This window comes from Bilophila sp. 4_1_30, from assembly GCF_000224655.1.
Lineage (GTDB): Bacteria > Desulfobacterota > Desulfovibrionia > Desulfovibrionales > Desulfovibrionaceae > Bilophila > Bilophila wadsworthia.
Genome location: NZ_JH114231.1, coordinates 1,252,683 through 1,276,253 on the forward strand (window position 1 = coordinate 1,252,683; position 23,571 = coordinate 1,276,253).

Genomic DNA, 23,571 nt, shown 5'->3' on the forward strand with positions numbered 1-23,571 from the left:
ATGATCCTTATCGGTTCTCAGACTCCGCACAGATCATCCCCCGCCATCGGGCGTCTGTTCAGACCCCTTTTGGTCGCCTTTGCCCTCGCCCTGTTCGTGACCGCGTTTTCCGACGCGCACGCGGCTCCCTCCTTTGAACAGCAGTACGAGAAGGCCAAGCAGGATATGGAGTTCCTCAAGAGCGACTCCAAACGCGGCGGCTGGCGTGAGCCGTGGGAAAATCTCGCCCAGTCGTTTTTCGACCTCCACGAAAAATATCCCCGCTGGCGGAACCGCCCTGCGGCGCTCTTCCGTTCGGCGTTGGCGATGGAGGAGCTCGCCAAGCGTTCCATGCTGCGGCAGGACGCTCAAGCCGCTGTCGAACGGTATGGGGTGTTCCTCAAAAGCTACGCCAGCCATGTGCTGGCCGACGACGCGCTGTTTGGCATTGCGCGTATCAAGGCGGAACGGTTCAACGATTTTTCCGGAGCGCAGGAAGCGCTCAACACCATCCAAAATCAATATCCCCGGGGTGATGTCGCACCGGAAGCCAAGCTCTACGCCCAGCGCCTCAAGGCGGCGCTGGAAGCGGCCAAAAGCAGCACGCCGGGCAAAAAGACGGCGGCGCTTCTGACCGACATGAAATGGGAAAACCAGAAGAATCTGGCCGTCATCACGCTGGAGTTCGATCGCCCCATCATCTGGTCCATCGACACGCAAAGCGGCAGCAAGAAAAACGACATCCCCAGCAGGATGGTTGTGGATCTCATGGGCGTCAATCCGGCTTCGACGATCCGCCCCGGCATCAAAGTGCAGGGCAGTTCCCTCCGCCGTATGCGCCTTGACTTGTCTGCTCCCGACAAAACCCGGCTTTTGCTCGATTTCAGGCAGGTCAAACGCTTCATGGTCAAAACGGAATCCTCGCCGTTCCGTATCGTCATCACGACCTCGGCCACGGACGCCGCCATGCCTCGCGGCATCTCGTTCGGCCAGGGGCTGCAATCGAGCGATCCGCTTTTCCGGTTCGCCACCCGATCTATCATGATCGATCCCGGCCACGGCGGCAAAGATCCCGGAACAGTGCACAACGGCGTCATCGAACGTGAAGTGACGCTGGACATTGCCAAACGTGTGGGCAGCATCCTCGCGGGCAAAGGCATCCAGGTGCACTACACCCGCACGGACAATACATGGGTTTCGTTGTCCACCCGTTCCTATATGGCGAATCAGGCCCGCGCCGATGTGCTGCTGTCCATCCACGTCAACGCCAGCCCCAATGAAAACGCCTGCGGCCTGGAAACGTATTTCCCGGACACCGCCTCAAGCAGTGCGGATGCGGGCAAGCTTGCCGGGCTGGAAAACGCCAACGGAGGCCATAAGGGAGATACGGGATCCCCTGCCGCCTCGTCGTCGGTTCGCAGTCAGGAATCCCGCCGCCTCGCCGACACGGTCCAAAAATGTACCCTCTCCGTCATGAAGGAAAAGACCTTCACCGTCCGGGACGGAGGGGTCAAGTCCGGCCCCTTCAAGGTCTTGCTCGGCGCGAATATTCCGGGTATCCTGGTTGAAGTCGGTTATTGCTCAAACGCACAGGAAGCCGCCAACCTTGCGATCCCCACGTATCGGCAGGCCTTGGCGGAAGGGATCGCTTCCGGCATCCTTGCCCATTTGGGCAGCCTCGACGGGAACAAGCGCTGATCCCGTTCCGCTACGCGTTCTTTCCCGTCCGGCAACATTTCCTTCCCGGCCCTGTGCCCCTCTGCCTCTTTCACGTGTTCTTCGGAAAAAGAGAAAAGTCTGTTCTATTCTCCTTGAGTAACGAACCTGCAAGGGGAGCTGTCCAGAGGACAGCTATCTGCTCACAGCGCTCTCCTTGCAAAGTATATTTTGTGGTAAAACAAACCCGCCGAAAGAAAAAAACTCCGCCTTCTCCGCACCGGGAATATCCCTGAAGGATCCTAACATTCTTTATCTTCCGGAATAACTGGATATAAAAATCTTTTCAGAAATCCGGGCTCTCTATCCGCTTTCATGCCCACAACGGAACATGTCTTGACGACTCACGCGTTGAAGGCTATCCATTTCGATCTGCGGGCCGGGTTCCCGCTAGTGTTTGTACATCCAAGGAGAAGAATATGTTCAGAGTATTGTCCCTCGCTCTTGTGGCTTGTTTGCTGATGGCGGGTTCCGCTTTCGCCGATATGAAAATCGGCGTGTTCAACTCTCAGGCCGTTGCTATGGACAGCGACGCAGCCAAGGCCGCCCAGCAGAAGCTGCAGTCGCAGTTCGGCGCCGAGAAGACGCAGCTTGAGAATCAGGCGAAGGATCTGCAGTCCAAGGGTGAAGCCCTTCAGGCTCAGGTCGCTAAAATGTCCGCCAAGGAACGTGAAGACAAGCAGATGGAATTCCTCCGCCTGCGCCGCGCCTTTGAAGAAAAGTCCCGCAACTTCGCCCGCAAGGTGGAAAACACCGAAAACCAGATCCGCCAGAGCATGGCTCAGCAGATCTACGACGCCGCCACCACGATCGCCAAGCAGCAGAAGCTTGATCTTATCCTCGACGCCGCTGCCGGCAGCGTCATGTACGCCACGCCCACCCTCGACATCACCAAGCCCGTCCTTGCTGAAGTCAACCGTTTGTGGAAGGCCGGCGGCAGCAAGTTCCCGGAACCCAATACCGGTAAGAAGTAAATGGTTGCCCGTAAACTCTCCGAAATCGCGGCCCAGCTTGGCTTGATCCTGCAAGGCGACGATGCCGAAGTCATCGGCGTCAACACCTTGGAGGGGGCCGGGCCCGATGAAGTGAGCTTTCTGGCAAACCCCAAATACGCTGACCAGCTCGCGGCAACGCGGGCTGGCGCCGTCATAGTCCGTCCCGAACACGCCGGGGATGTCAGACGCGCCCTGATCAGCGAAAATCCCTACCAGGACTTCGGCCGCGTTCTGGAGCTGTTCGCCGCACCGCAGGGCAGCTTTTCCGGAATCAGTCCGTTGGCCTTCATTCATCCCGATGCCGAACTCGGCGACGGGGTGACCGTTTACCCCTTCGTTTACATCGGTCCCCATGCCAAGGTGGGAAGCGGCGTCAAGCTCTTCCCCGGCGTCTACGTGGGCGAGAACGTCCGCATAGGCAAGGGCACCACCGTCTATCCTAATGCCGTGCTCATGGCCGGAACGCACGTCGGCGAAGGCTGCATCCTGCATCCGGGTTCCGTGCTCGGCGCGGACGGCTTCGGCTTCGCCCGGACCCCTGCGGGCATCCAGAAAATCCCGCAAGTCGGCAAAGTCACCATCGGCAACGCCGTCGAGGTGGGGGCCAACGCCGCCATTGACCGGGCCGTGCTCGATGCCACCCGCATAGGTGACGGCACCAAAATCGACAATCTCGCTCAGATCGGGCATAATGTGCAGATAGGCCGTAACGGCTTCGTCGTCTCACAAGTGGGCATTTCCGGTTCCACCACGGTCGGGGACAACTGCACGTTCGCCGGACAGGTCGGTATCGCCGGGCACCTGCACATCGGCGACAACGTCACCATTGGCCCCCAGTCGGGGGTCGCCAAAGATATCCCCAGCGACGTCGTCGTGGGCGGCACACCCACCGTGGATCAGCGTACCTACATGCGCACGCTGGCCCTTATGCCCCGCTTCCCCGAACTCTTCAAGCGCCTGTCCAAGCTTGAAAAGGAACTGGAAGAACTCAAGGGCGGCAAGCCGGACGCCTAGCTCTTTGCAATTCAGACTCAAGGAATACACAGCATGGACCAGCCTACCTCGTTTGACATCCGCAAGATTCTGGAGTTTCTCCCCCACCGTTATCCATTCCTGCTCGTGGACAGGGTCAACGAGATCGTGGACGGGGAATACATCAAGGCGCATAAGTGCGTCAGCTTCAATGAACCGTTCTTTCAGGGGCATTTCCCCGGCGTCCCGGTGATGCCCGGCGTGCTGATCATTGAAGCTCTGGCGCAGGCTGGCGGCCTGCTGGTGCTGCATGGTTTCGATCCGAGCGAGACCGCCGGGAAGCTCTTCCTCTTCTCCGGGCTCGAAAAGGTCCGCTTCCGCCGTCCGGTCTTCCCCGGCGACCGTCTGGATCTGGAATGCCGCCTCATCCGCCACAAGCTGAAACTGTGGAAGATGGAAGGTCGGGCTTACGTTGACGGTGTGCTCGCCGCCGAAGCGGAAATCACCGCTGCCGTGACCGATCGTGGAGACATGTAATATGGGTTGCAGTATGGCTTCTCAACAAGTCCACCCCACTGCTATCGTGCACGCCAATGCGCAGATCGGCAAGGATGTGGAAATAGGCCCTTATGCGATCATCGAAGAGCATGTCGTCATCGGGGATCGCTGCCGCATCGACGCCCACGCCGTCATCAAAGATTACACGAGAATGGGCGTGGGCAACCATATCCATTCCCACGCGCTGGTCGGCGGCGAACCGCAGGATCTCAAGTTCCAGGGCGAAGTGACATGGCTGGAGCTCGGCGACGATAACCGTATCCGTGAATTCGCCACGCTCCACCGGGGCACGGAAGGCGGAGGCGGCATTACCCGTATCGGCAGCCGTAACCTGTGCATGGCCTACACGCACATCGCCCATGACTGCCAGCTCGGCAATGACATCGTCATGTCCAACGGAGCCACGCTCGGCGGGCATGTACGAGTGGACGACTTTGCGATCATCGGCGGCCTTTCCGCAGTGCACCAGTTCGGCCATGTCGGTACGCACGCTTTCGTGGGCGGCATGACGGGCGTTGCACAGGATCTTCCCCCGTGGATGCTGGCAGCGGGCAGCCGTGCGCTTGTGCATGGCCCCAATCTTGTGGGACTGCGCCGCGCCGGGGCTTCCCGCGAGACGATCTCCGCTTTCAAACAGGCCTTCCGCCTCATTTGGCGCAGTGAGATGCCCCGCTCCGAAGCCTTGGATCTGCTTGCGAACGACTACGCAAATCTGCCTCAAGTGATGGAGTTTGTGGATTTTGTCCGCAGCAGCGAACGCGGGCTCTGCCCCGCCGAAAAAAATGTTGAAAAAAAACTTGACGACGACGCTGTATAAAGCTAAAAGCTTCTTCGTCGACAGCGACAAGCGCGACACATAGAGATGCCTTTGTAGCTCAGTTGGTAGAGCGCATCCTTGGTAAGGATGAGGTCTCCAGTTCAATTCTGGACAAAGGCTCCATAAGAAATCAAGCCCTTACGGTGAGCAACCGTAAGGGTTTTTTCGTCATAGCTGCTCAGTCCCCCCTCCCTGCTTTTTCCGTATGAAGAGTGAAGCCCCCCCTAAAATAGTAATCTCCGCCCAGGAGGCCGGTCCACGCCTGGTACGGTGCACAGTCCTCTCCTCATGCAAGACCGACCACCGTACGCCGCACCCGAACGTCATAGCCTCTTCACCTTCCACCGATTCCATTGCTCCCGTTCTTCATGGACGGGGGCTTTTATTTACGGTTGCACAACTTCCCGTCGGGATTTCCCCATCACGATCTTTTTTCTCCTGCAACATCAATGGAAAGGACTTCAAGCGTCGAACCGTTCACCCGGAACCTGACATTGCGTCCGGCAAAGGCAAATCCGTAAATCCGTTCGGGATCATCCTGATAGGACGGGCGCGGATCAAGGGCCAGAACCTCACGCAGCGTCTTCCATTTGCCTGCGGGGAGTCCTTGCAGGACTTCCCGCGCGGCACTCACCTCAAGCCGGGGCTCCGGCTTCGTTCCCGCAAAACCGCCTGTCGCCTGAGGGATACAGTCGGCGTAGGGAAGGTAGGGTTTTATATCCAAAATCGGCGTTCCGTGCAGCAGGTCGGCCCCAGAAACCCGTAACAAAGGGCCTTCCGGGGACTGAAGCACAATATCTTCCAGCTTCACCGCCGACAGCCCCAGCGGGTTCGGACGGAACGGCGAGCGCGAGGCAAAAACCCCCACCCGCGCATTGCCGCCCAAACGCGGAGGCCGGACCGTAGGCGACCAGCCTTTGCCTGCGGATGCGGAAAACGCCCAGATCAGCCAGACATGGGAAAAACCTTCCAACCCTCGCAACGCCTCCGCACTCCGGTAGTCCGGTTCAAAAACGATCTCAGATAGGGCCGTCTCCACGACGCCGCTTTGCCGGGGAATACCAAATTTTTCCTGAAAGTCATTACGGATATATGCGATTACGTTCATAGTAGCACCACCTTTTCGAGCATCACCGGGCATCGCCTGACGGCCCACCGGAACCGTTGAAACGGCGTTGAGGGGAGAACCGCCCGCCTCTGGCTGACGGCGAGGGATGCAAGCGTATTGCGCCTGGCGTCCTGAATATGGGTAATATTTCCGGAAAAAAGGGCGTTGACTCCCAAAACACATAAATCTGCTCTGGTAGTCCTCGAAATATCATGGGACAGCCGGCCCCTCTTCACCCTCCACCGGTTCCACCGCCCGCGAACCAATCAATACGATGGCCCAGGCCAGCACAGCCGCCCACTGTCTCCCTCTCCATTCAAGGGGGTTTCATATTCCGCCCATAAGGCAGGTAGTCAGGCAGACGCCCACCATATTAAGCCGGAAGCCGACGCGCAAGCCTCATCATCATGGAAAGCCTTTTTCGTGTAGGGTATCCGCCGGACCATGCCGGCAACAGGGAAAACTGCTTCAGTGCAGCGATAGGAGGCGAGCGCAAATTCCCCTTCCGGTCCTCCCCACAAGGCATGAATCCGTTTCCCCAATCCCCTTACACGCTGCGGCATAGAACACTCCGAGGGGGAACAATTCACCCCTCCCCCATACCGCCGTACCAGCCTGCCCCGGTTTCAGCATGAGGGAAAAGAGGGAGAACGCCATAGGCGCGTACCTCTTATTTCAAATCTTGCCGTTTCCCCTGATACGAAGATGCCTCACCACACCTTTCCCCTCTTAGAGAGCCGCTTCACATTGGGCAATGACAACCCTATCAGCGCCTATGTACTGCTTTTATTGATTTTACAATCTAAAACCTTGTCTTTGGAGAGGGCTCACCACTCAACCAGATGGAAAACTACCTTTTTCTGCGCGATGGCATGGTTCTGAAAGTCCTGTGCTCCATACCTGGCAATAGGTTCTCTCTACCATATTTACCCTTTTCCGTTCATTCCTAACGGAATTATCCCCCTGTGCACCCGTTAAGGTACAACAGCCTTTCATCACTCGTAAATCATACGCACTTATTCTTATGGACTATACACAATATCAGCATATACCCGCGTATCTACACTGGCATCGCAAAATACTCGCTCGGCTCAAACAATTCATAGTTGCCAACTCATTTCTTGATATGCCCATATGGCGGGAAATATGTTCTCGTGAGGTGTATCATGTCCATTCGTTCTCTTCTCTTATGCTGTTCCTTTTATTTCCATGTGTCGCTTCGGCATCTCCGTTTTCCATCCAACATTCTGTGAGCACACTTGGGGTTGGAGTTGACATCAGCTATCGACAAAACAGTTTCATAGCCTACAGGTTAAGTGCTTTTACTCAACCATTCGATACAAAAATAAAACTCAAAGGCATTCAGTATAAGACTGAAGACTCCAGCCATAGCGTCGGTTTCCTGTTTGATATCTTTCACTTTGAAAATGCTTTCCGGATATCCGCTGGTGCTTATTATTTCAAACTGGATACCGCGCTTTCCACGTCGGTAGATACGATCAATCCCATTTATGGAGAGCTGATCAATCAGACGAGTGGAAAGGCGAACATGGGAAAGGCTCGCACCTTATATCGGCCTCGGTTGGGAAAGTACCCAACAATCCGAATCGTCTTTAGGATGGCACGCCTCGCTTGGGGCCTTATATATGGGGAAAGCTCGCGTCTCTTTCCAGCTTCCTGATGTCCCCATCCCCAAGCGTTACGTTGGGAGAATACAAGCAGAGGAAGACAATATAAAAACAAAGTACATAAACACACGTGGTACCCTGTTTTATCACTTGGATTCACATATCTTTTTAATATATTGAAATTATAAGAGTATCCTCCAATTATCCCCCTATACTGGCCGTACAATACGCCTTGCCGATCGTTCCGTTTTATTGAGGAATAAAGATGATCATCAAGTGGCTCTTGCGCGTAACGGGCCTAAAACGCTGGCTCGATCGGCTGGATCGAGAGTGGAAGGGAATCCTTTGACCTAAAAAGGAGTCTTTCAGCGCCTCTTTCCAACTGCAATATGCTCTCAAATATATTGAGGATATGACAGTTCCCTAATGAAGGAACTCTCGGTTGTTGCCTTTTTCATGATTTTCAAGCTGAGAATACGCTATCCCTCTTGACAGATATTGTATTCAGGCTTAATTGTGAATAAAAGAACAATTTGTTTGATTATTCAATCCAATCTGTTTTCCATAAAGGAGCCCGCCATGTGGGATGCTCGATTCGATGAGCGTGATGTTAAGGAAATCCGCACAAAGACAACGACCTATCTTGGAGTCGGAGCCATCGCCAAGATGGATGACATCGCCGCCGATTTGAAGGCCAGAGGCATCGACTCCATCCTTTGCGTGACCGGCGGGCATTCCTACAAGCTTACCGGCGCATGGGATTACGTCACCGCAGCCTGCGCCAAGCACGGCATACGCGTCTCCCTGTACGACAAGGTGACTCCCAACCCCACAACCGACTCCATAGACGAGGCCGCAGCCCTCGGCAGATCCGCCGATGCCAAGGCCGTGTTCTGCATTGGCGGCGGCAGCCCCATCGATGCGGGCAAAAGCGCGGCTATTATCCTTGCTCATCCAGGCAAGACGGCGGAAGAGCTGTATACTTTCGCGTTCACGCCGACAAAGGCTGTCCCCATTGTTGTCGTCAACCTGACCCACGGCACGGGCAGCGAAGTCAACCGCTTCGCCGTGGCCAGCATCACGAAGCACAACTACAAGCCCGCCATCGCCTATGACTGCCTCTATCCCCTGTTCTCCATCGACGATCCGGGCTTGATGATCAAACTCTCGCCTAAGCAGACCCGCTATGTGTCCATTGACTCTGTAAACCACGTCATCGAAGCGGCTACAGCCGTTACAGCCAATCCGCTGTCCATCCTGCTGGCTGGAGAGACCATCCGCCTCGTGGCGGAATACCTGCCCAAGGCGCTCGCCAACCCCGAAGACCTCAAGGCCCGTTACTGCCTGTCTTATGCTTCCATGATTGCAGGGACCGCATTCGACAACGGATTGCTCCACTTCACACACGCACTGGAACATCCCCTCAGCGGCATCAAGCCAGAACTCGCGCACGGCCTCGGCCTTTCCATGATCCTGCCCGCCATCATCGAAGAGTGCTATCCCGCCTGTTCCGCCACGCTAGGCACGATTTTACGGCCGCTGATGCCTGACCTCAAAGGAACCCCGGACGAGGCTCACAAGGCCGCCAGAGGCGTTGAAACGTGGCTCGCCGACATGGGCGTGCCGCAGAAGCTGGAGGACGAGGGGTTCACCGAGAACGACATTCCCCGCCTGTGCGAACTGACCCGGACCACGCCGTCCCTCGGTCTTCTTCTCTCCGTCGCCCCTGTCCCGGCAACTCCTGAGCGTATTGAAAGGATTTACAGGAGCTCGTTGAAGAAGATGGATGTGTAAGTAACCGGAGAAAAAACGGAGGAGAGCCTTACAGGATAAAGACTCTTCTACAAACCTCTTGCGATGCTATCGGCTGATATGAAAATGACCTGAGCGGGTTAACCTCAATCCGGTCTTACCCAAGAGGAAAAGATTTCTCCGATGTAAGAGAACCAGGTCCATACATATCGCCCCTTCCCTCCTCCCGGCATAAAAAACCGCCCCGAATCAACGATTCAGGGCGGTTTTTATACCCGTAGCCCGGTTACTCAGGCAAGCCTGATTGGGACCACGAGCCATTGTGAATACGGGAGACATGGGAAGGAAAGAAATCCTGAAAAGGTTTTCCCTCCTCCCCGCGTTCCCTCTATTCCTTCTTTATTCGTCATCATCCTGCGACTTCAGGTGATCGGGGACGATCATCATGTCGATGATGATGGGCTTGAGGAAGCTCCACTTGATGTCGTGCACATGGTACACTTCCATCATATCGCGGATGGCGTCCCAGCAGTTGTGGCAGGGCGAAATGACCATCTTGGCGCCGGTTTCGCGGATCTGCTGCAACTTCATGTACAGGCCCTTGTCACGCTGCGGGCGGAACTTGCCGATACCGTTGAAGCCGCCGCCGCCACCGCAGCAGAAGTTGTCTTCGCGGTTGCACTTCATTTCGCGGAAGTCTTCCGCGATCTGGCTCATAATGTAGCGGGTGTGCTCGGCGAGGCCGTGGTTACGGATGTAGTTGCACGAGTCCTGCAGGGTCACGGGCATCTTGAGGCGCTTGGCGGGATCGATCTTGATCTTGCCCTTGCGCAGCGCATCGGCCAGCCATTCCACATAGTGCAGGAACGGGACCGGCGGCTTGCCGTCTTCGCGTCCGGCCCAATAGGGGCCTTCCACGACCGTGGCGCGGTGCGCGTGCCCGCATTCCGTGCCTACGACCATCTTGGGGCGCAGACGATCAACCGCGCCGTAGATACGCTTCACGTTGTTGGCGCACGCTTCCCAGTCACCGGCAAACAAGGACAGGGACGTGTTTTCCCAGCCCACGGAAGGAACGGTCCACTTTTCCCCGGCCACATGGAAGAGGATGGCGGCCTGCGCCACGTCTTCAGGATAGTGCTTGGGTTCGCGGGCGTTCAGGATGTACATGACATCGCAGTCTTCCTTGTCGATCGGGATCTCAAGGCCCGGCCACTCTTCCGCGTTTTCCTCGGCCATCCATTCGCAGGTGTCCACCCAGTCTTCGGTGGTCACGTCCATCTGGGCGCCGTATACGCGGTGCATACCCGCACCGATCTTGAGTTCCCACGGCACGAAACCCTGAGAATACAGCACGCCGCGCAGATAGCTGAACATGACGCCCATGTCGATGCCGTGCGGGCAGTACGTGCCGCAACGGTTGCAACAGGTGCATTTCGCCCATGCCACTTCCATCGTATCGATCATGAACTTCGTGTCGACCTGTCCCTTGCGGCGAAGCATTTCGCCGAGCGTGGACTGGATCTTGTAGGACGGAACCTGCTTGGGATCGCGGTTGTTCGCCGTATACAGGAAGCAGCTGTTCGCGCACAGGCCGCAGTGGGCGCAAATCTCGAGCCACGTGCGGGTGCGGGACTTGCAGGTCTTCTGCAGGGTTTCCCACAGAGCGACCGTGTCCACTTCCAGCATTTCCATTTCTTTATAATACTGCTGCCCACCCTTGTCGCCGAGGAGCGCTTTCAGATCTTCCTCGGTGTTGATGGGCCGTCTGTTACAAAACTTGCCTTCAGGCATGTTGTCCTCCAATATGCTGACAATCCCGGGGGATTACCAGGGGAAAGCGGGGCCGCGCGACGCGCCGCCACGCTTGATGGCGTAGTCCATGCCAAGCTGACCGCGCGACATGAAGTACAGCACGATGTGGGAAAGCTTGGTGAACGGCGCCAGAATGAGCACCAGCTCGGCCGCGAAGATGTGCCACAGGAGCCAGCTTTCATAACCGGGGGCCTGCATACGGGCGAGGAATCCGGCGACGAGCACGAACAGCACCAGCAACAGGATGCCCCAGTCGCCCAGCGTCGTCAGGAAGCGGACTTCCGGCAACGCGACGCGGCGCAGGATCATCATAAACGCACCGACGATGGCGAGCACCGTAAAGGCGTCGGAGAACCACATGGGCAGCGAAGGCAGGCTGAAGCCGAAGCGTTCCTGCATGATGACCATGTGACCGGCAAGGAACAGAGGCACAATCACCACGCCGATATGGAACAGGAAGAAGGCGATGGTGAAATACGGCTGCCTGCGCCAGCTGTGCGTCCCGAAAGGAACCAGCCACTGAAGGACGGAAGAAATCGCGCCCTTCATACCGATTTTACGGCCGGGGCCGTAGGCGACACGTTCAAGCCGCCAATCCAACCCCCGGATATACAGGACCACACGGCGGGCAAGGCCAATCACAAAGATGAGAAAGGCAGCCCACAACATGGGACCAGTGAGGAATTCGTACATACAACAGCTCCTTGCGGATTACTCGGGTCTGCCGGTTCGCTCGTCGCGACCAAAAAGGAAGCGCCAGTATCCGAGGAACCCCACGAGCGCGACGCCCATGAGGACATACGTCCAGCCCTTGGTGAAAATCATAAACGAGTAGAGCGTGGGGAAATCTTCCATGTTTCGCTCCCGGCGCCCTAGTGGGCGTCCTTGAAATCAGGGTGTTCGTACAGGACCGGCATCTTCGAGCACACGAAGCGGTACGCCGTCACGATCAGAGTTACGATAAAGATGGACAGGAACACTTCCGAGATGCTCGGGAAGTAGCGATCCGCGCTGTCCAGCTGCCAGTTGAAGGCCACGAGGCACACGTTGAAGCGGTTGACGACGATGCCGAGCACGCCGAACACCGACGCCACACGAATGAGCGTGATGTTCTTTTCGCGCACGCCGAGAGCGTACAGGAAGGCGGGCAGAAGCACGAAGCCGACCATTTCGACGGCGAACCACGCACCGTAACCGGAAGCGAGATAGTGCCAGTCGTTGTCCATGGTGGTGTCCAGCACCTTGATGATGAAGTAGCCGATCAGCACGAAGGAAGCCGCGCGGCCGAAGCCGAACACAACGCCGTCGGCTTCACGCAGGTGGGTTTCATCCATCTTGTTGTGCAGTGCCTTGTGGGACAGCGTGCCTTCGAAAATGACCATCGAAAGACCGGCCACCATCGAGGAGATGAAGAAGAACACCGGCATAAACGGCGAGTACCACAGGGGATGCATCTTGCTCGGGGCGATGAGGAACAGCGCGCCCAGCGAGGACTGGTGCATCGTGGACAGCACCACGCCGAGGATGGTCAGCGGGATGGTGAAGCACAGCACAGCCTTGCGGATGGTATGCATTCGGGGACGCAGGCGGACGAGCCAACAGGGGGCGTCCTTCATGCCGAGAAGCCATTCCAGGCCCACAGGGGACCATTCGATGAACAGCACGGTCAGGTAGATGCCCACGCACAGGCCCACTTCGAACAGCAGGGACGTGGTGCCCTGCGATACGAGCAGAGGATACGGCAGACGCCACGGCTGGCCCACGTCGTACAACAGGGCGACGACCACGAACGCGTAGCCGAGGAAGGCGGTCAGGATGGCGGGGCGCACGGCCGAATGATACCGCTTCATGCCGAAGAGATAGCAGGCCGAAGAGGTCACATAGCCGCCCGCCGCCAGTGCGACGCCGCACAGCAGGTCAAAGGCGATCCAGATGCCCCAGGGGTTATTGTCGTCCAGGTTGGTCACCGTGCCGAGGCCGAAGCCGAAGCGACCGATGGTGATCAGCAGCCCGATGGCAAGGATCACAGCCGTGATCAGGTTGCCGGGCGTGCGGGGGATGGACAGCAGCGTCTTGCCAACGCAACCCTGCATACAAGGCTTGGCGGCCATGACGTCAGCCACGGCATCAAGACGATTCGAGAGGTTCTTCCAGAGTTTCATTGCTTACGCCTCCCCGCCGTTGGTGTCGTGCTTGCCCTTCTTGCCCTTTTCAGGCTTGGAAGGCTTGGCGGCAGCCTTGGCAGCGGCTTCTTCAGCCGCCTTGGCAGCGGCCTCTTCGGCGGCCTTTGCGGCAGCCTCTTCCGCAGCCTTCGCCACGGCTTCGGCCTTTTCGGCCTCAAGCTGCGCCCGGAGAGCCTCTTCGGCTTCGGCCACGGCCTTCTTCACTTCATCAGCGACGGCGCGATCCTTTTCCTTGGCGGCTTCCTTCGCGGCCTTATCGAGGCTGGCCTGCAGCTTCTTCGCGGCTTCTTCCTCGGTACGGGCGACGGCGGCGTTTACGGCATCGTTCTGCTCTTCCTTGGCGATCTGTTCCTTACGCTTGGTGATCGCGTACGCGCCGCCAAGCAGGACAGGCCAGATGCCCACAACCATGGGCACGGCTCCGAGCGCTCCAGCCGTATATTCGCCGGCGGCCTTGGTGCCGAGATCCTCGTTGAGGCCCACTTCCTTGAACTCAGCGCCGGAAATGGTCATCCACGCGGTGCCGCCCATTTCGTGCTCACCGTACACATGGTTCTGGTAGCGTTCGGGATGCGCGGTGATGCGATCCCACGCGATCTTGACCAGATCCTTGCGCTTGCCGAACACCAGCGCACCAGTGGGGCAGGCCTCCACGCAGCCGGGAAGCTTGCCTTCCTGCAGGCGGGGGTGGCACAGCGTGCACTTCTGGACCAGCGGATTGAGGGCGCGGTCGTAGGTGTAGCCGGGGATATTGAACGGGCACGCGACCATGCAGTAACGGCAGCCCACGCAAAGAGTGGGATCGTAGGTCACGGAACCGTCGGGGTTCTTGGTAAACGCCTTCACGAAACACGCACTGGCGCAGGCGGGTTCCTCGCAGTGCATACACTGGCTCTTGCGGAACACGTCCTTGTCGAGGTTCGCGGGACGGTACTTGTTCACCACGGTCCACTCTTTGGCGGACGTGCGGCGCTTTTCATTAAGCACGTTGAGATCGGTGAAGGGCTTCTCCGGCTTAGGGAGATCGTTGACCTTGTTGCAGGCCTGTTCGCACCTGCGGCAACCGATGCACAGCGTGGTGTCGTGAAGCACACCCTTGCTGTCGGGGTAGCCGTGGAAGGTTCCGCCCGCGGCGGACGCGGATTTCGCGCCGCCCAGAGCCGAACCGATACCCAGCCCACCCATCAGAGTCAGAAATGATCTACGGTTCATATCTTCTCCTCCGCCTATTTCACGCGCGGGGTATGGCAACCCGCGCAATCGGTGGCGGCAGGCTTCTCGATCTTCATCCGATCGTGGCAGGCCATGCACTGTTGATGATACGCAGCCTTGAGCGAGGGCTTGTTGACGCTCGTAGCCATCTTGTCAGCCTCAATCCCGTGGCAGCTGGCGCACTTCGGCGGAGTCTTCAGATCCGCGATGGGGCTGTTGTGGTGACACGCGGCGCACATGGCCGTCGGCGACGTATGGAACGCTGAGGCAAGCCCGCTGTCGGCGGCACCCTTCACAAGGGCTTCGTAGATCTTGCGGTGCGGGAACACGCTCGGTTCGAAATCGTTGGACAACGCACCGATAGTCACGGTCTCAGGCACTTCGACGGCCGGGAAAGGCTTCGCCGGAGCGGGCTGAGCGGCCAGATCCTTGGCGGCGATGTCGGCAAGCTGTTCCTTCGTGAGATCGAAGGCAGAGCCGTCGGCGATCTGGGCGGAGGTAATGCCCTTCACGTCCTTGTGGCAGGTAGCGCAGGAATCGGCGGGCATGACCGGAACCGCCCCGTGGCAACCGGCACATTCCTTCTTCTGCATCACGGTCTGCTGATGGCAGCCCACGCAGCTGCTGTCCGAGGTCTTCGCGTGCATGGCGTCGGCCAGCTTCACGAAGTTGCCGTCCTTGTTGCCGTCGACGGTGTGGCAGACGGTACAGGACTCAATACGGACGTGGTGACAGGTGCGGCAGCTGTCCACGGAAGCCTCATGCGCCTTGTGGTTGAACACCACGGGCTTCATGCCGGCTTCGGGAGCGCCCACGGGACGCTTGGCGTTGTTGACGGGCAACAGCACGGTGGCGTCGGGCTGACCACGCATCAGGCGGGGAACCGGGTTCACCTGCTTGAACTTGGACTGGGCCTCTTCGGTATGGCAACCGGCACAGGTGGTGGGGCCGGTCACGATCGCGGCTTCAATGGAAGCGGCTTCGGCGGCGGCTTCAGCCTGTACTTCCTTGGCGGAAAGCTTCTTCGTGCTCTTGGGCTCGGCGGCCTTCTTGGCTTCCACCTGAGCGGTCAGATACGCACGAGAGGACTGGGCCACGTTTTCATGGCACCACACGCACTTGGTGTGCACGGCGGTCTGGAGAGAAGGCGTGGAACCAACGGCCTTTTCGCCGTGACAGGCGGCGCAGGCGTCTTCCTGCCCCTTCTTCCATACGAGCTTGTTCAGCTTTTCGTCATACACATGGTGGCAAACGCCGCAGTTTTCTTCGGAGTTGGCCGGGTTGACGATAGCTTTGGAGCTGACGTGCAGATAGTGGAGCGATTTGCTGCCCATCTTGACGGGCTTCTGTTCAGCCTTGAACGGAAGCTTCGTGTCGTGACAGGCGCGGCATTCGCCGTCGAGCGGACCCGTCTTCTGGTTGTTGGAAGCCATGTTCTCATGGCAGCCGATGCAACCATTATGATAGATGTTTTCCAGCTTCTTGGCGTCGGTGCCGTCTTCCTTGCGCTGGAATTTGACGGTGTGCCCGTTCGCGGTGGGCGTATGACAAACAGAACAGTCTTGGCCCGTGGCAGCGAGAGCCTTGGTGTGTTCGTCATGCAAAAACACGGCGGGAGGCATTTCCAGCTTCTTGAGCTGGCCTATGGCATCGATGCGGATCACGTCGGGACGGGTTTGAGCGGCCAGCGACGGTGAAGCAAACAACGCAATCCCACCCAAACCGATCACGGCAATCGCCGCCAGCGCAATCCCACGCAGCAGTTTTCGACCGTTTTCCATGGTGGCAGTCCTTTGCAAATAGAAAAAGAAACATTTCCCCTGACAACAAAACCAGTCTGATTGCAGTATGATGCCATATGCTCTCAGACAGGTGCCTAGCTTCTCAAGCTGGTATCGTGAAAAAAAGTCTCCGTCAAGGGGGGAATGCCTGATCCGACGCCCCTTAGCGGGCGCCAACACCCCCAGTTTCGTGAAAAAACAAACGAATGTTTCTTCTCTTTACCTGCTTGAATGCTCAATGAACGTCCGAACCCTCTAAAAACAATATAACATACTGTTAAAAAAGGATTTCGTCGCTCAAAACATATTCCACAAACAAGCCGCACGGCTCAAAACCTTGCCGCCTGTATACAGGCTCTCCCTCGCTCGAAGCCTGTAGCACCGCCAAAGAGGCTCCCGCAGCCTGCCCGGCCCGCAAAAGCGCCGCCGTCATGGCTCCACCGAAGCCTCTTCTGCGAAAGGCTTCACGAGTGCTGATCATATGCAATCCCGCAGTATTACCTTTTTCACTCAAGAAGAGTTCCCCGCTGACCACAGGCACCTCCCCGGCAAAGCCCACAAACAGACGCATAGGCCCAACAGCTTGAAACAACACCTGTTCGACAGCCTTGTAGAACCTTTTCACATCCTCATCCGGCGGGTTCCAGTTGGCGGCGAGGACCTCCGCATACGCGGACAGTTCCGAGGCCGTCCTGACCTGTACGATCCGCAGGCATTCCGGCGTGCTATCTTCCGATGACCAGCGGTCCAAAGGTAAAGCCATGCCCGCTTCACGCTCCCCTATCCCGTATCCCGCCCGCTCGAACGTCGTCCGCTGGCGGTTCAACGCGCCTTTGTCCTCGGCGCTGGCCCACACGGTAAACGGGCGCTCAGTCGCGGGAGGCAGCACCACTCCCGGCAACGCCAGCAGATCACGGGGACGTTTGCCCGCGAACCAGTCCGCGGCGGCCCGCAACAGGCTTTTCTCAGCTTCCGGTGCAATCCGGCAAGGCAGACCGTCCCCCCCGCATTCCCAAAGTACCTTATTGAAGGTATCCGAGCCCAAACCCGAATCAACAAGCAGCGCCCCGCCCAGATCCCGGAGCATCATGCCGGGCGTCCTGCCCTGCAAGAACGCCACGTGCCCGAACAGATTTTCCCGAGCCGCCTGATAGTAAGGTGTCATAAGTGAATCCTTTTGGGAGTGAAGAGAAAGAGGAATCGGAGAGGGGGAAGGGACCCTTTTGAAAAAGGGCTCCCTTCCCCCTCCCCTATCCCCCTAAAACGTTTGTGTGCGGGCGGAAGCCTGTACCTCTATGAAGCATAGGGCAGCACTAAGGCTCGCCAGCCATCAAAACAATATCCCAGACACATGAATGCGGTAGCTTTATAGCATTCGATAACTATTCAAATAAAAAAGGGAAAGCCGTTGCCCGGCCTCCCCACCAGTCGAAAATATTGGGAAGGTGAGAGGAGAGGGTCCGAGGGAGGGGAGAGGAAAACTCTCTTCAGAAAGGTTTCCTCTCCCCTCCCCCGGTTATTCCCCAAAAACTACGCGAAATCAGGGTCCAGAGCGGCGCGGCCGTTGGCGAGCATGATCTTGACGTAATGCACGGTGCGTTCGTCCACCGGCATGACGGGGAAAGGCTCCCCGCAGGACTCGCAGCGGGTCATGGAAGGCTGCGTCGGCGCAATCAGAGGGTTGCGGCGCCCACAGCCGGGGCAACGATAAAAAAAGACTAGCTCCATGCTCTCCGGCGGCACGGGCTGCACGGGACGACTGGAAAGACTCATCCCCGCACTCCTTCGACGAGGCTTTCGCCGCTCATGACGCCCGGCTTGGCAAGACCCCACAAATCCAGCAGCGTGGGCGCAATATCCCCAAGCTTGCCGCCGGGACGCAACGGAACGGCCCGCTCCCCGTCCGCGCCCCGCTCCACCACAACCAGCGGAACCTGATTGCAGGTGTGGGCCGTCTGGGGATGCCCGGTTTCGTCCAGCATCACCTCGACATTTCCGTGGTCCGCCGTCATCAGCACGCGACCGCCGGAACTGAGCACAACTTCCACCAGCCGGGCTACGCAGCCGTCCACATACTCAAGCGCCTTCACCGCCGCCTCAATGATGCCGGTATGCCCCACCATGTCGGGGTTCGCCAGATTGCAGACCGCCAGCGTATACGGCACGCCGTCCTTTTCCGGCCCTGCGGCCCACGCTTCGAGGAAACGATCCGTCACCTCAAGCACGCTCATCTGCGGTTTGAGATCATAGGTCGCCACATCCTTCGGCGAATTGACGAGGATGCGGTCCTCAAGGGGGAAAGGCTCCTCACGCCCGCCGCTGAAAAAGTAGGTCACATGGGCGTACTTCTCGGTTTCGGCGATACGGAGCTGATGCGCGCCCGCGTCAGCCACGACTTCACCCAGCGTCTGTACCAGATTTTCCTTGGGAAACGCCACCGGCACGTGCAGCGAGCTGTCGTAGGAAGTCATGGTCACAAGGCCTGCCAGCGCCGGGACACCGCCGCGATCGAACCCGTCAAAATCAGAGAAATGGAAGGCGCTCACCAGCTCGCGCCCACGGTCGGCGCGAAAATTGATGAAGAAGATACCGTCGCCGTTCCTGACGCACACGTCGGCGGGGTCGCCAAACACCTGCGGCTTGAAGAATTCGTCGGTCTCCCCGGCGGCATACAGGGCTTCAACGGCCGCCACAGGGTCGGAGGCGCGCCGGCCTTCGCCGTGGACCATCATGTCCCACGCCACCTTTACCCGCTCCCAGCGCTTGTCGCGGTCCATCGCGTAAAAACGCCCCACGAGGGAAGCTTGTTCCACCGACACGCCGGAATGCGCCGCCCGTGTCCGCGCCATCATATCCCCAAGCTGCGCGAGAAAACCCGCGCCGCTGGTGGGGCTGGTGTCGCGCCCGTCCATGAACGCATGGACGCGCACGTCCACACCGTGGGCAGCGGCAATATCCATGAGCGCGCCGAGGTGGTTGATGTGGCTGTGCACGCCGCCATCGGACAGCAATCCGGCGAAGTGCAGCCGCCCGCCCGTCCGCTTCACGTTCGCCAGCAGCTCAAGCAGCGCGGCGTTGGAGGCAAGTTCGCCCGTCTCCATCGCCACGTCGATGCGGGTCATATCCTGATACACGATGCGTCCGGCCCCGATATTGAGGTGCCCCACTTCCGAATTGCCCATATATCCGGCGGGCAGCCCCACCGCGCGCCCGGAGGCGTCGATGCGCGTCGCGCCCGGCAGGGAGATGAGCCGATCGATGTTGGGCGTCCGCGCAAGGCTGGCGGCATTGCCCGGACCGGCGGGAGCCAGTCCGTAGCCATCAAGAATGAGGAGCAGCGTCGGGGTAAGGGACATGATGCACTTCCTTGGAGCTGGGGGCTTAGTCTTCGTCCCCGGCGGGTTCTGCGTGACGGGGGGACACCGCAGGCATTTCGCCATACAATGCGGGAGATTCCTTCCAAAGGGATTCGATGCGGAAAAGCTCGCGCACGTCCTGCTGGAAAATATGCACGACGATGTCGTTGAGGTCAGCCAGAATCCACTGTCCGGTCTGATAGCCTTCCATGCGCAGGAATTCGTAGTTGTTCTTGGTGCACTGCTCCATCAGGCCGTCGGCGAGGCTCTTGGCATGGCGGAGCGAAGACGCCGTGACCACGATGACCACATCCATGCACGGGCTCTTGCCCGCCACATTGAGGGCCACGACATCGCGCGCCTTGCTTTCTTCAAGCCACTTCACAAGAGCGGCCGTCTTTTCGGAAGCCGACGCCGTGGAAAATTTGCGGGCCGCCTGTGCCTTGGGGGCAGGGGTGTTAGCGGAGGTTGCCTGAGACGCCGTAGAAGTAGAGTTATGTTGTTCCATCGCCGAGACATACTCCATTTTCGGGTTGATCGCAACGAAAGCCCTGCCCCCTTCCGGGCCCGGAAACCACTGATGGACAGGGTAAAATCCCCTTTTTCGACTCTTGACCGCTCCGGGCAAATGGGGCAATCCTCGTGTGTCTCGACTTTACGCATTCCGTTTGGAGGACTGTATGATTTTCAACATAGATAAGGAAACGATGCCACGGGAAAAGATTCGGGAAATCCAGCTGAATCGCCTTCAGGACCTGTGCCGTCGCGTTTACTCCAATGTTCCCTTCTATCGCCGCAGTTTCGACGAAAAGGGCATCAAGCCTGCCGACGTGCAGTCGCTGGACGATCTGAAATTCCTTCCCTTCACCCTGAAGCAAGACATGCGGAACAACTACCCTTACGGGCTGTTCGCCGTCCCGATGGAAATGATCCAGCGCATCCACGCCTCCAGCGGAACCACCGGCAAGGCCACCGTGGTCGGGTACACCAAGCGCGATATTGAAATGTGGGCCGAATGCGCCGCCCGCTCTCTGGCCGCGGCCGGAGCCACCGCCAATGACATTGTGCAGGTTTCCTATGGCTACGGCCTGTTCACCGGCGGCCTCGGCGCCCACTACGGCGCGGAACGCCTCGGCGCGACCGTCATCCCCATGTCCGGCGGCTCGACCAAGCGTCAGGTCCAGCTCATGCGCGACTTCGGCGCGACCGTGCTCTGCTGTACGCCGTCCTACGCCCTGCATCTCCATGATGCGGGCCTCGAAATCGGGATCAACATCAAGGATCTGCCCCTCCGCCTCGGCGTTTTCGGCGCCGAACCGTGGACCGAGGAAATGCGCCGCGAAATCGAGGACAAGCTCGGCATCACCGCGACGAATATCTACGGCCTTTCCGAAATCATGGGCCCCGGCGTTTCCCAGTCCTGCGCCAAGGAACAGCATGGTATGCACATTTGGGAAGACCATTTCCTGCCCGAAATCATCGACCCCGCCACCGGCGAAGTCCTGCCCGAAGGCAGCACCGGCGAGCTGGTCATCACCACGCTGACCAAGCAGGGCATCCCGCTGGTCCGTTACCGCACCCGCGACATCACCTCGCTGAACTATACGCCCTGCTCCTGCGGTCGCACCCACGTGCGCATGAACCGCATCACGGGCCGCAGCGACGACATGCTGATCATCCGCGGCGTGAACGTCTTCCCCTCGCAGATCGAAAGCCTGCTCCTCGAAGTGCAGGGCGTTTCCCCGCACTATCAGCTCATCCTCACCCGCGAGAACAACCTCGACTACGTTGAAGTACAGGTCGAGCTCGACGGCGCGATGTTCTCCGACGCGATCAAGGATCTCCAGCAGCGCGAACAGCGCATCCAGAAAGGCATCAAGGAATTCCTCGGCGTCACCACCAAGGTTCGCCTTGTGGAGCCGCACTCCATCCCGCGCTCCGAAGGCAAGGCCGTCCGCGTCATCGACAGGCGCGTGATCCAGTGATTCATAGTTGGGGTTGAGTGAAGATTGGGGAGGGGGAGGAGAAACTTTCTAAAGAAAGTTTCTCCTCCCCCTCCCCAAACCCCACCCTCTCCCCTTCAAAGATTTTCGGCTTTATCGAATCCCTGTTTCCGGTTGCACCGTGAATGAAAGCCTTCCTTCATATGAGGGGAGGTTTTTCTTTTATGTGAGATCAAGAGGGGTTCAGGGCGCCTCTTCGCCGGGGCCTTCATCCGCTGTCTGGCCTTTCAGGGAAGATGCGGCTATGGTGCATGAGATTACCGTCAGGAGTGTTTCATGCCCCCGAAAGATATTCCCATGCCGTTCCGGACAGCCCTGCCGTGGACGGGATTTGTTGCGCTGCTGTTTCTCTTGAACTACATGTCCCGCTCCACGCTGACGCCCTTGCTTGTCTCCATTGAGGAAGATCTGGGAATCGGGCACGCGCAGGCGACGAGCCTCCTCCTGATGCAAAGCGCCGGGTTCAGTTCGGCACTGGCCGCTTCCGGTTTTCTCCTCTCGCGCTTCAAACCAAGGCAGATCGCGACCATCCCATTGGCCATCGCCGGGGGTATCCTTCTGTTGATGCCGCTGGTGCACACGCTCGGTCAAGCACGGCTTGTTTTCGTAGCTTTCGGACTCGGTGTCGGCTTCTATTTTCCGGCAGGCATGGCAACCCTCTCCTCGCTTGTCTTCCCCAAAGACTGGGGCAAAGCCGTCGCCATCCATGAACTGGCCCCAAACACGGGCTTTATCCTGATCCCCCTGCTCGCGCAGGCCGGTCTCATGTTTACGGACTGGCGGGGCGTCTTCGCCATCATGGGCGTCCTCATGATCTGTACCGCCGGGGCATTCCTGCTCTGGGGACGCGGCGGCAACACACGCACCGATGCCCCGTCCTTCAAAGGGTGCGGAGTGCTCCTCAAAAACCCCGCAAGCTGGATCGTCGCCCTGCTGATGGCCGTTTCCATGATCGGCGAATTCTCCATCTACAGTATCCTGCAAATCTTCCTCGTCAGCGCGGTAGGGTTCGGGCCGGAAGAAGCCAACCTCGGCCTCTCCGTATCCCGCCTCGCCATGCCGGTCATCGTCATTGCCGCCGGATGGGCCGCCGACCGTTTCAATGCCAAGCGTACCGTCAGCGCCTGTTTCCTGCTCCACGCCGTGACCCTGTGCCTCATGTCCGTGGACGCTTCGGTGTCCCGCATCCCCGCGCTCTGCGGCGTGTTCCTGCAGGCGGCTTCAATGGCCTTCGTCTTCCCGCCGCTGTTCAAGGTCTTCGCCCAATGCTTCTCGGCCGACGATCAGCCCATCCTGCTCTCGCTGACCATGCCCCTCGCCGGGCTCATCTCCGCCGGGGGCATCCCCTTCTTCATCGGCTACTGCGGGGAATACTACACGTTCGGCCTCGCCTTCCTCACTATCGCCGCCATGTCCGTGGCAAGCGCCGTTTCAGTCGCCTACTTGAAGAACAGAGAATAACAGACTTTTTTCAAAAAATCTTTCCCCTGCCTCCTCTCTTCCCCCTTCCCAAAAGCATTCAATTATACCAAACCGCTAATCCCCATTTTCCGCCCCAATAGAAAACGCCCGCTCTCCAGACAATGGACAGCGGGCGTTTTCAGCCTGAATCCTCCTGCCCCATCCTCCCTTTACAAGGAAAAACGGCAGCAGGGATTCGATAAACATAAAAATCTTTGAAGGGGAAGGGAGGGGG

General features: G+C 58.5%; 19 protein-coding genes and 1 tRNA gene. 9 read left to right on the top strand and 11 right to left on the bottom strand.

Annotation, left to right across the window (positions count from 1 at the left end; all coding sequences use genetic code 11):
- The 6 genes from HMPREF0178_RS05615 (at position 1) to HMPREF0178_RS05640 (ending at position 5,160) form a co-directional block, all read left to right on the top strand.
- Positions 1 to 1,677, top strand: coding sequence for an N-acetylmuramoyl-L-alanine amidase (locus HMPREF0178_RS05615; RefSeq protein WP_009379764.1), 1,677 nt, complete (start codon positions 1 to 3; stop codon positions 1,675 to 1,677).
- A 437-nt stretch (positions 1,678 to 2,114) separates the two neighbouring features.
- Positions 2,115 to 2,669 carry an OmpH family outer membrane protein gene (locus HMPREF0178_RS05620; RefSeq protein ID WP_009379765.1) on the top strand — a complete coding sequence of 185 codons (555 nt, stop codon included), beginning with the start codon at positions 2,115 to 2,117 and terminating at the stop codon, positions 2,667 to 2,669.
- Entirely contained in the window at positions 2,670 to 3,704 is a 1,035-nt protein-coding gene (gene lpxD / locus HMPREF0178_RS05625) for a UDP-3-O-(3-hydroxymyristoyl)glucosamine N-acyltransferase (protein ID WP_009379766.1), read from the top strand. It abuts the gene before it with no gap.
- Between the two features lie 33 nt (positions 3,705 to 3,737).
- The gene (gene fabZ / locus HMPREF0178_RS05630) at positions 3,738 to 4,199 is read left to right on the top strand and encodes a 3-hydroxyacyl-ACP dehydratase FabZ (RefSeq protein ID WP_009379767.1); all 462 of its coding nucleotides are present in this window, start codon (positions 3,738 to 3,740) and stop codon (positions 4,197 to 4,199) included.
- A 1-nt stretch (position 4,200) separates the two neighbouring features.
- Entirely contained in the window at positions 4,201 to 5,037 is an 837-nt protein-coding gene (lpxA, locus tag HMPREF0178_RS05635; protein WP_009379768.1) for an acyl-ACP--UDP-N-acetylglucosamine O-acyltransferase, read from the top strand.
- Positions 5,038 to 5,084: 47 nt separating this feature from the next.
- A tRNA-Thr gene (locus tag HMPREF0178_RS05640) sits at positions 5,085 to 5,160 on the top strand.
- A gap of 298 nt (positions 5,161 to 5,458) precedes the next feature.
- On the opposite strand, the gene tsaA is transcribed toward HMPREF0178_RS05640, so the two are convergent.
- Positions 5,459 to 6,145: a tRNA (N6-threonylcarbamoyladenosine(37)-N6)-methyltransferase TrmO gene (gene tsaA / locus HMPREF0178_RS05650; protein ID WP_009379769.1), complete on the bottom strand. Its 687-nt coding sequence runs from the start codon at positions 6,143 to 6,145 to the stop codon at positions 5,459 to 5,461.
- Between the two features lie 2,207 nt (positions 6,146 to 8,352).
- Here tsaA and HMPREF0178_RS05660 point away from each other — a divergent pair.
- The gene (locus HMPREF0178_RS05660) at positions 8,353 to 9,567 is read left to right on the top strand and encodes an iron-containing alcohol dehydrogenase (protein WP_009379772.1); all 1,215 of its coding nucleotides are present in this window, start codon (positions 8,353 to 8,355) and stop codon (positions 9,565 to 9,567) included.
- 357 nt (positions 9,568 to 9,924) lie between these two features.
- Here HMPREF0178_RS05660 and hmcF read toward each other — a convergent pair whose 3' ends face one another.
- From hmcF to rsfS, 10 genes are all read right to left on the bottom strand, one after another.
- A complete protein-coding gene (hmcF, locus tag HMPREF0178_RS05665; protein WP_009379774.1) occupies positions 9,925 to 11,319 on the bottom strand; it encodes a sulfate respiration complex iron-sulfur protein HmcF in 1,395 nt (464 codons plus the stop codon).
- Between the two features lie 33 nt (positions 11,320 to 11,352).
- Positions 11,353 to 12,033 (bottom strand): sulfate respiration complex protein HmcE, encoded by a 681-nt coding sequence (hmcE, locus tag HMPREF0178_RS05670; RefSeq protein ID WP_005028865.1) that lies wholly within the window; start codon positions 12,031 to 12,033, stop codon positions 11,353 to 11,355.
- A gap of 18 nt (positions 12,034 to 12,051) precedes the next feature.
- Positions 12,052 to 12,195, bottom strand: a complete 144-nt coding sequence (gene hmcD, locus HMPREF0178_RS05675; protein ID WP_005028864.1) for a sulfate respiration complex protein HmcD — start codon at positions 12,193 to 12,195, stop codon at positions 12,052 to 12,054.
- A 17-nt stretch (positions 12,196 to 12,212) separates the two neighbouring features.
- The gene (gene hmcC / locus HMPREF0178_RS05680) at positions 12,213 to 13,433 is read right to left on the bottom strand and encodes a sulfate respiration complex protein HmcC (protein ID WP_198134981.1); all 1,221 of its coding nucleotides are present in this window, start codon (positions 13,431 to 13,433) and stop codon (positions 12,213 to 12,215) included.
- 72 nt (positions 13,434 to 13,505) lie between these two features.
- Positions 13,506 to 14,735 (bottom strand): sulfate respiration complex iron-sulfur protein HmcB, encoded by a 1,230-nt coding sequence (gene hmcB / locus HMPREF0178_RS05685; protein WP_009379778.1) that lies wholly within the window; start codon positions 14,733 to 14,735, stop codon positions 13,506 to 13,508.
- Between the two features lie 14 nt (positions 14,736 to 14,749).
- Entirely contained in the window at positions 14,750 to 16,516 is a 1,767-nt protein-coding gene (gene hmcA / locus HMPREF0178_RS05690) for a sulfate respiration complex hexadecaheme cytochrome HmcA (RefSeq protein WP_009379779.1), read from the bottom strand.
- Positions 16,517 to 16,793: 277 nt separating this feature from the next.
- Complete coding sequence (locus tag HMPREF0178_RS05695; RefSeq protein WP_009379780.1) at positions 16,794 to 17,681, bottom strand: GNAT family N-acetyltransferase; 888 nt, start codon at positions 17,679 to 17,681, stop codon at positions 16,794 to 16,796.
- A 365-nt stretch (positions 17,682 to 18,046) separates the two neighbouring features.
- Positions 18,047 to 18,289 carry a hypothetical protein gene (locus HMPREF0178_RS05700; RefSeq protein WP_005028848.1) on the bottom strand — a complete coding sequence of 81 codons (243 nt, stop codon included), beginning with the start codon at positions 18,287 to 18,289 and terminating at the stop codon, positions 18,047 to 18,049.
- Positions 18,286 to 19,872, bottom strand: coding sequence for a 2,3-bisphosphoglycerate-independent phosphoglycerate mutase (gpmI, locus tag HMPREF0178_RS05705; protein ID WP_009379781.1), 1,587 nt, complete (start codon positions 19,870 to 19,872; stop codon positions 18,286 to 18,288). The genes HMPREF0178_RS05700 and gpmI overlap by 4 nt, the downstream gene beginning before the upstream one ends.
- A 25-nt stretch (positions 19,873 to 19,897) precedes the next feature.
- Positions 19,898 to 20,380, bottom strand: coding sequence for a ribosome silencing factor (gene rsfS, locus HMPREF0178_RS20890; protein ID WP_232281203.1), 483 nt, complete (start codon positions 20,378 to 20,380; stop codon positions 19,898 to 19,900).
- Between the two features lie 172 nt (positions 20,381 to 20,552).
- On the opposite strand from rsfS, the gene HMPREF0178_RS05715 reads away from it, so the two are divergent.
- Entirely contained in the window at positions 20,553 to 21,857 is a 1,305-nt protein-coding gene (locus HMPREF0178_RS05715; protein ID WP_009379783.1) for a phenylacetate--CoA ligase family protein, read from the top strand.
- 294 nt (positions 21,858 to 22,151) lie between these two features.
- Entirely contained in the window at positions 22,152 to 23,336 is a 1,185-nt protein-coding gene (locus HMPREF0178_RS05720) for a nitrate/nitrite transporter (RefSeq protein WP_009379785.1), read from the top strand.
- The last annotated feature ends 235 nt before the right edge of the window (positions 23,337 to 23,571 follow it).

What these genes read in the sequence shown, in the direction of transcription:
- HMPREF0178_RS05615 (WP_009379764.1), top strand. Translation starts at nt 1, where the DNA reads ATGATCCTTATCGGTTCTCAGACTCCGCACAGATCATCCCCCGCCATC.
- HMPREF0178_RS05620 (WP_009379765.1), top strand. Translation starts at nt 2,115, where the DNA reads ATGTTCAGAGTATTGTCCCTCGCTCTTGTGGCTTGTTTGCTGATGGCG.
- lpxD (WP_009379766.1), top strand. Translation starts at nt 2,670, where the DNA reads ATGGTTGCCCGTAAACTCTCCGAAATCGCGGCCCAGCTTGGCTTGATC.
- fabZ (WP_009379767.1), top strand. Translation starts at nt 3,738, where the DNA reads ATGGACCAGCCTACCTCGTTTGACATCCGCAAGATTCTGGAGTTTCTC.
- lpxA (WP_009379768.1), top strand. Translation starts at nt 4,201, where the DNA reads ATGGGTTGCAGTATGGCTTCTCAACAAGTCCACCCCACTGCTATCGTG.
- tsaA (WP_009379769.1), bottom strand. Translation starts at nt 6,145, where the DNA reads ATGAACGTAATCGCATATATCCGTAATGACTTTCAGGAAAAATTTGGT.
- HMPREF0178_RS05660 (WP_009379772.1), top strand. Translation starts at nt 8,353, where the DNA reads ATGTGGGATGCTCGATTCGATGAGCGTGATGTTAAGGAAATCCGCACA.
- hmcF (WP_009379774.1), bottom strand. Translation starts at nt 11,319, where the DNA reads ATGCCTGAAGGCAAGTTTTGTAACAGACGGCCCATCAACACCGAGGAA.
- hmcE (WP_005028865.1), bottom strand. Translation starts at nt 12,033, where the DNA reads ATGTACGAATTCCTCACTGGTCCCATGTTGTGGGCTGCCTTTCTCATC.
- hmcD (WP_005028864.1), bottom strand. Translation starts at nt 12,195, where the DNA reads ATGGAAGATTTCCCCACGCTCTACTCGTTTATGATTTTCACCAAGGGC.
- hmcC (WP_198134981.1), bottom strand. Translation starts at nt 13,433, where the DNA reads ATGCAGGGTTGCGTTGGCAAGACGCTGCTGTCCATCCCCCGCACGCCC.
- hmcB (WP_009379778.1), bottom strand. Translation starts at nt 14,735, where the DNA reads ATGAACCGTAGATCATTTCTGACTCTGATGGGTGGGCTGGGTATCGGT.
- hmcA (WP_009379779.1), bottom strand. Translation starts at nt 16,516, where the DNA reads ATGGAAAACGGTCGAAAACTGCTGCGTGGGATTGCGCTGGCGGCGATT.
- HMPREF0178_RS05695 (WP_009379780.1), bottom strand. Translation starts at nt 17,681, where the DNA reads ATGACACCTTACTATCAGGCGGCTCGGGAAAATCTGTTCGGGCACGTG.
- HMPREF0178_RS05700 (WP_005028848.1), bottom strand. Translation starts at nt 18,289, where the DNA reads ATGAGTCTTTCCAGTCGTCCCGTGCAGCCCGTGCCGCCGGAGAGCATG.
- gpmI (WP_009379781.1), bottom strand. Translation starts at nt 19,872, where the DNA reads ATGTCCCTTACCCCGACGCTGCTCCTCATTCTTGATGGCTACGGACTG.
- rsfS (WP_232281203.1), bottom strand. Translation starts at nt 20,380, where the DNA reads ATGGAACAACATAACTCTACTTCTACGGCGTCTCAGGCAACCTCCGCT.
- HMPREF0178_RS05715 (WP_009379783.1), top strand. Translation starts at nt 20,553, where the DNA reads ATGATTTTCAACATAGATAAGGAAACGATGCCACGGGAAAAGATTCGG.
- HMPREF0178_RS05720 (WP_009379785.1), top strand. Translation starts at nt 22,152, where the DNA reads ATGCCCCCGAAAGATATTCCCATGCCGTTCCGGACAGCCCTGCCGTGG.